Below are 4,778 nucleotides of genomic sequence, written 5' to 3' on the forward strand. Positions count from 1 at the left end.
CAGCTAAATATCCGTTTAGATTCAAACAGTAATGCTTATCCGAACGGCATTGCTCCACTCGAGAGGCTTTTCCTCTTAGTACTGCTAGGAAAGTACTAAGAGGAAAATATCACTTTTATGAGCCGAATCCTGTGTAGAGACTCTTGCCCAGCAATTACTCTGGCGTATTCGGGAAAAATGATATTTAATGCGTTTTTACGGTGCGTCTTTAAGAAGGATTAATTATGTCGTCTATCATCGTAGGTCATCGGGGTGTTGCAGGTACTCACCCAGAAAATACCAAAGCAAGCATTGAACAAGCGGCTAAACTCGGCTTGAAATGGATTGAAGTTGATATTCAGCCTACTCAGGATGATCAACTTGTGGTTTGTCACGACCACACCCTTGAGCGCTGCAGCGATGGCAAGGGTCGTGTCGACGAACACACCCTTGCAGAACTGCGTCAGCTCGATTTTGGCAGTTGGAAGTCTGAGCAGTTCGCTGGTGAAAGAATATTGACGTTGGAAGAGTTGCTCGCGCTTGTTGAGCAGCATGATCTCAGCGTGAACTTAGAGATCAAAGTCGACAGTCGACATCAAGCGCCTCATGTCGTTGATTTGCTGCATACCGAGTTGATTCGTTCAAATCTAGACACCGACAGAGTTCTGCTTTCAAGTTTCAGCCATCAAGTCGTTTCTGAAATGGCTCGTCACCTGCCGAGATACCGCGTAGGTCTGATCACAGAGCAACTGACTCAAGCCGACTTGATGTTGATTGACGAGGTTAAAGCGTTCAGCTGTCACATGAACTACGAGCATGTGAATCAGAGCGATCTTGATACACTCAGTGAAGCAAATATCCAAACATGGTGCTACACAGTAAACGATCCGTCTCACTTCAAATTCATCTCAAAAGTAGATGCCGTATTCACTGATTTTCCGAATCAATTTACCTCTATAAATTGACCAAACAAATACCGCAAAAACAACCCCGAGAGACTTTAAAATTAACTCTCGGGAAACCTTAAAATTAGGTAGCAAACACAAGTGAGTAGGAGTACATTCCGCTACTCACTTGGTTTCATTAGCTCGCTCTATACAGACAGCTTCATTGGTTACTTAATTTATGGATCTCATTTTTAGTCCAACCTTCCCAATTTTGGGTGCAATCTTCATTTTCGCCGCTATTGTTCGTGGCTTCTCAGGTTTCGGTTTCACCTTAGTGGCATTGCCATTAAGTGCGTTATTCGTGCCTGTTATCGAACTGGTTCCTGTCTTCATGTTGATCGATCTCCTAGGCAATGTTCAATTACTGCCTAAAGTTCGAAAACACGTTAACTGGCGCTGGGTTTTAAAGGTATTTATCCCTTGTTTTGCCTTCACACCAGTCGGCTTACTTCTGCTTAAATCCGTTAGCCAAGACACGATCATCTTGATCATCAGTGCCTTCATTTTTGCGTCTGCACTTATGATCTACAAAGGTTTCCAGTACAAAAGCGAACCTAGATTTACTCCCTATATTCTAGGAAGCCTTGCGGGTGTAATGAACGGCGCGGCTTCGATGTCAGGGCCTCCAATTGGCACTCATGCATTAGCAAGCCCAGTCGGTCCGCACATTGCCAGAGCAGGCCTGATAGCCTTCTTTGTATTGGCTGATTCCACTGCGTTTGTTTCGGCATCTATCGCTGGGTTAGTCGACCGCGATGTAGTTTGGCTGACTCTCGCGCTTCTACCAAGCAGCATGTTTGGCGGTTATGTGGGTTCTAAACTGTTCGAAAGATTTGGTGGAGCGAAGTTTAAGCCAGTCACCATTGCATTGCTGATTGTGATTGCAATATTCAGTGCAGGTCGAGTCTTACTGTAACGGCTTTAGCGTTTAATTTTGGACGTTGCTTTTACGAATTGGTTTCGCGAATTGATTGCGCTAATTGACTGCGGAAAGTGATTAAGAAAACTGGGTACCAATGACTACCATTCGATATGGATAGGGGTACCCATTTTTACAAGTTGGAGAAACTCATCCATATCTTGATTGGTTAACGCGATACAGCCATCCGTCCAATCAAAACTTTGAATAAAGCTCGGCGAACGACGCTCGCCGTTTTTGATGCCATGGATTTTGATGTTTCCTCCAGGATCTACATCATTTTGCTCTGCCCATTGCATATCCGAAGGTTGCGGATAGTTAATATGTACTGAGCGATAAAAGTCCGACTCTTCCATCACATAATCGAGCTGGTATTCCCCTTCCGGCGTTCGGTTGTCCCCTTCAAAGCGTTTATGCCCTTTCGGTTGTTTGCCTAGCGCAATACGAAACTCCTGAATCACCTCTTCACCTTTTAGCAGATACATCCTACGTTTCGATTTATCGACTTTAACTAACGTAACCACTTGCGACAGCGAATCTATCTCAGATGCGCTATCCGGTACGTTGTAAAACTGTCGAGAGGAACTTTGAGGTGGACGTTTCGATGACCCTTGAGAAAACTGAGCTACCTTTTCATCAGGGCTACTGTTAAGAACATCATCCACAATAATCACATGCTCGGAGTTTGAGCTCGTGGAAGAGGTTGAGTTAGATGAAGACGTTGAGACACGTTGAGAATGAGCCGGTGCAGACTCGAATACGATGGTTTCGATAGCGGTCGCGTCAGAGACTATTTTCTCGACCACGACTTGCTCAGCATTCGCGTTCGAAGCCGCAAACAGTAAACACAGTGATAAAGGCAGAAACAGACGCACCTTTAGATCTCCTCAAAACGCATGGACATGGTTCGTGACTGAGTTTCCATTCCTAACGACTCATAGAAACCCTGAGCTTGTTGGTTAAACTCCATTACCTCCAACCTAAGTTCTATCGCTCCTCTCGCCTGCGCCCATTGATTAAAAGACTTCATTAACGCTCGACCAGCACCTTGGCTCTGAACCTGATCGTTCACCACAATCGTATTGACCCTTGCCACCTTGTGCGGCTGAATAAAACTGACCCCTTTGTTCTGCGTTACCTTACCCGCTAAAAAACCAACGACTTGCTTGTCGTCTACTGCAACCAAGAAAGCGCCAAGTGGGTCAAGCATCAAACCTAACCAATACTCTTCACTGTCGGCCAAGCCTTGTGACGCTGGTGCAAATACCATAGGCGCACCAAGATGATGTTGACGGTTTATCTGCTCAGAGAGCGCTAAGATCGCGTTAATATCAGTTACCTTGGCCGTCCGGATTTGCATATCATCACCTTGTTTGAATTCAATAACACCTTAGCAAAAATGGCTTAGTTGTGCACCGTTACACTGGTCAACTCAGACGCTCTGTGAAGGCTGAACATTAATATTAGGCACTATGTTTAGGGAAATTGTTCCGTAAATCTCAGGCACATTGCCAGCCGTTGAGTGCTACTATCTCTGCAGAATCAATATACTAACGACGACTAACGACTGGATACCTATATGATTAAGTTTGCTGTAATTGGAACCAATTGGATTACACAAAAGTTTGTTCAAGCTGCGCACGAATCTCGATCGATGCAACTTGCTGCGGTTTACTCTCGAAATCTAGACAGCGCGGCACAGTTCGCCCAAGAATTTGACGTTGAAACCACGTATGACTCACTCGACGCATTGGCCAATGACAACACTGTAGAAGCCGTGTACATCGCTTCCCCTAACTCACTGCATTGCGAGCAATCTATCTTCATGATGGAACACGGCAAGCATGTTATCTGTGAAAAGCCGGTTGCATCAAATATTGATGAAGCAACACGCATGTTCGAAGTCGCTGAGAAAAACGGTGTGGTGCTGTTTGAGGCGTATAAATCTCAATTCCTACCGAACTTTAAGCAAGTTCAACTTGGGTTAGAAAAGATTGGCAAGGTACATAAAGCACACATCAACTACTGCCAGTATTCATCGCGCTACCAAAAATACCTAAACGGCGAGAACCCAAATACCTTCAACCCAGCTTTTTCTAACGGCTCATTGGTCGATATTGGCTTTTACTGTGTTGCCGCGACAGTCGCGCTATTTGGCAAACCTGAAAACGCACAGGCTTCTGCAAAGCTACTTGATTCAGGTGTCGATGCTCATGGCTGTGCGATCTTCCAATACCCTGAGTTTGATGTGACCCTTGCGCACTCCAAAGTCAGCGACTCTTATGCGCCAAGCGAGATCCAAGGTGAATTAGGGGCGATCATCATCGATCACATCGCTGAATGTACTGACGTTAAGATCCGCTACCGCGATGGCACGGTAGAAAACCTTACTCAAGCACAAAGCGAAAACTCCATGAGTTACGAAGCGCAGGCCTTTGCTAGCTGCATTGCTGGCGACAACGCAACACAAGCGCAGGCCCAACTGCGCGCTTTAACGGTTGCGAAGTTAATTACAGAGATGCGCCAACAAGTTGGTGTAGTGTATCCAGCGGATAAATAACGTCACAGCGTAAGTTAACAAACTGATTTTTAATACATAATTATTTATACATAACTGAATTTAATCTTTACGACAAATAACCGGATTAGTTGATTGAGGTCCCATCTGTTTAAATCCGCGTTCGATATCTATCGTATTTATTTAATTTATTGAAGGTGTGTAAAGTGTTTTCAGTTGATGATCGCGTTGTAGCAACAAAAGGTGTTGAACTAGGTGAAATGGTAGTAACTGGCCTAAGTGCTGGTGGCGGCTACGTTCACGTTACAACGGTAGAAGGCGCAATGACGCTTACTTACCCAGCGCAAGATCTTAAAAAAGCATCATAGACAGGATCTTAAGAGCTAACTTGTTTATTTAGATAGAAAAAAGGCTT

Annotated in this window: 6 protein-coding genes; 4 read left to right on the top strand and 2 right to left on the bottom strand. The window is 44.7% G+C overall.

Annotation, left to right across the window (positions count from 1 at the left end):
* Window positions 1–224: 224 nt before the first annotated feature.
* Window positions 225–944, top strand: a complete 720-nt coding sequence (locus ACED46_RS21405) for a glycerophosphodiester phosphodiesterase family protein (protein WP_371722401.1) — start codon at window positions 225–227, stop codon at window positions 942–944.
* Between the two features lie 160 nt (window positions 945–1,104).
* On the top strand, window positions 1,105–1,842 hold the full coding sequence (locus ACED46_RS21410) for a sulfite exporter TauE/SafE family protein (protein ID WP_102321065.1): 738 nt from the start codon (window positions 1,105–1,107) through the stop codon (window positions 1,840–1,842).
* 104 nt (window positions 1,843–1,946) lie between these two features.
* Here the strand turns inward: ACED46_RS21410 and ACED46_RS21415 are convergent, their stop codons facing one another.
* A complete protein-coding gene (locus tag ACED46_RS21415; RefSeq protein WP_371722402.1) occupies window positions 1,947–2,720 on the bottom strand; it encodes a murein L,D-transpeptidase family protein in 774 nt (257 codons plus the stop codon).
* 2 nt (window positions 2,721–2,722) lie between these two features.
* Window positions 2,723–3,205 carry a GNAT family N-acetyltransferase gene (locus ACED46_RS21420; RefSeq protein ID WP_065584882.1) on the bottom strand — a complete coding sequence of 161 codons (483 nt, stop codon included), beginning with the start codon at window positions 3,203–3,205 and terminating at the stop codon, window positions 2,723–2,725.
* 219 nt (window positions 3,206–3,424) lie between these two features.
* On the opposite strand from ACED46_RS21420, the gene ACED46_RS21425 reads away from it, so the two are divergent.
* Both ACED46_RS21425 and ACED46_RS21430 read left to right on the top strand, forming a co-directional pair.
* Window positions 3,425–4,405, top strand: coding sequence for a Gfo/Idh/MocA family protein (locus tag ACED46_RS21425; protein WP_371722403.1), 981 nt, complete (start codon window positions 3,425–3,427; stop codon window positions 4,403–4,405).
* A gap of 164 nt (window positions 4,406–4,569) precedes the next feature.
* A complete protein-coding gene (locus ACED46_RS21430) occupies window positions 4,570–4,731 on the top strand; it encodes a hypothetical protein (protein WP_371722404.1) in 162 nt (53 codons plus the stop codon).
* The last annotated feature ends 47 nt before the right edge of the window (window positions 4,732–4,778 follow it).

Origin of the sequence: Vibrio sp. 1S139, from assembly GCF_041439475.1 — a bacterium.
Taxonomy (GTDB): Bacteria; Pseudomonadota; Gammaproteobacteria; order Enterobacterales; family Vibrionaceae; genus Vibrio; species Vibrio crassostreae_C.